The sequence below is a fragment of the Nocardia carnea genome (genome assembly GCF_029868855.1).
In the GTDB taxonomy this organism is placed as follows: domain Bacteria; phylum Actinomycetota; class Actinomycetes; order Mycobacteriales; family Mycobacteriaceae; genus Nocardia; species Nocardia carnea_A.
Map to the genome: position 1 here is coordinate 1 of NZ_JARWOV010000003.1, position 1,556 is coordinate 1,556.

Sequence of the window (1,556 nt, forward strand, 5' to 3'; positions counted from 1 at the left end):
CGCCGAGCAGGTCGGTGAATCCGGTGCCGGTATCGACCGGTGTCCGCAGCACCAGGGTGTTGACGAACATACCGATCAGATCGTCGAGTGCGCGTTCACCGCGGCCCGCGATCGGGGTGCCGATCGCGATATCGGTTTCCCCGGACAGTCGCGACAGCAGCACCGCGAACGCCGCGTGCACGGCCATGAACAGGGTCGCGCCCTCGCTGCGCGCCAGTTCGGTCAGCCCGGCGTGGGTTTCGGCGTCGATCTCGAACGAATGCGCCGCACCCCGGCCCGAGGAGACCGCGGGCCGCGGGCGGGCGGGCGGCCGGGGCAGCGGGTACCGCCGGGCCGCCCGGTGCCGCGCCCAGGACGGAACCAGCAGGGGGGGCACCGCGTAGGGGTGGGGGTGGCGTTTTGGTGGTGTTATATCATTATTCCGTCCGCCCCCCTCCCCGCGGGGCCGCGGTGAACGCGCACTCGACGATCTGATCGGTATGTTCGTCAACACCCTGGTGCTGCGGACACCGGTCGATACCGGCACCGGATTCACCGACCTGCTCGGCGCGGTACGCGGTACCGATATCACCGCGTTCGGACATGCCGATCTGCCGTTCGAGCGGTTGGTGGAGATCCTCAACCCGGTACGGTCGCAGGCGCGGCATCCGCTGTTCCAGGTGATGCTGTCGCTGCAGAACACTCCGCCGGTGCATACCGAACTGCCCGGACTGGGCGTCAGTGCGGTCGATATGCCGCTGGAGACCGCGAAATTCGACCTCCAGCTGGACCTGAGCGAACGGACCGGCGCCGCGGGGATCGACGCGACCTTCACCTACGCGACCGATCTGTTCGATCGCGAGACGGTCGCGCAGTTCGCCCAGCGGTTCGTCCGGTTGCTCAAAGCCGTGGTCAAGACCCCGGAGCGGCCGCTGGGCGACCTCCCGCTGCTGGACGCGCTGGAGGCCTCGACGGTACTGCGCGGCGGGTACGGCCCACAGGCCGCCGTCGATCCGGCCGCGACGCTGGCCGGTCTGTTCGCCGACCAGGTCGCGCGTACGCCGCAAGCGCCCGCGGTGGCATTCGAGGGGACAGGTCTGTCCTACGCCGAGTTCTCCGCGCGGGTGAACCGGCTGGCCCGGCATCTGATTTCGCTGGGTGTGGGACCGGATGTACCGGTGGCGCTGGGGATGCGGCGCTCGCTGGATCTGGTGGTGGCGATGTACGCGGTCGTCACCGCCGGTGGTGCGTATGTGCCGCTGGATCCGGAACAGCCGGCCGAACGCACGGACTACATCCTGGCCACCGCGGACCCCGTCTGCGTGCTGACCAGTGCGGCAGACGAATTCACCGTGGCGGACCGGTCGGTCGTAGTAGTCGACGAGGTCGACCTCTCCGGCTACGTCGATACCGCCGTCACCGATGCCGAGCGCGTCGCGCCGTTGCGGTCGTCGAATACGGCGTATGTGATCTTCACGTCGGGTTCGACGGGTCGGCCGAAGGGTGTGGCGGTGTCGCATGCGGCGATCGTGAACCGTTTGGTGTGGATGCAGTCCGAGTACGGTTTGCTGGGTTCG

At 68.6% G+C, this 1,556-nt stretch carries 2 protein-coding genes; one reads left to right on the forward strand and one right to left on the reverse strand.

Annotation, left to right across the window (positions count from 1 at the left end):
* Positions 1 to 376: condensation domain-containing protein (locus QH195_RS00020; RefSeq protein ID WP_280433835.1), on the reverse strand; the 376-nt coding region annotated here is incomplete at its 3' end.
* A 34-nt stretch (positions 377 to 410) separates the two neighbouring features.
* Between QH195_RS00020 and QH195_RS00025 the strand changes: the two genes are divergently transcribed.
* Positions 411 to 1,556: AMP-binding protein (locus QH195_RS00025; protein ID WP_348537336.1), on the forward strand; the 1,146-nt coding region annotated here is incomplete at its 3' end.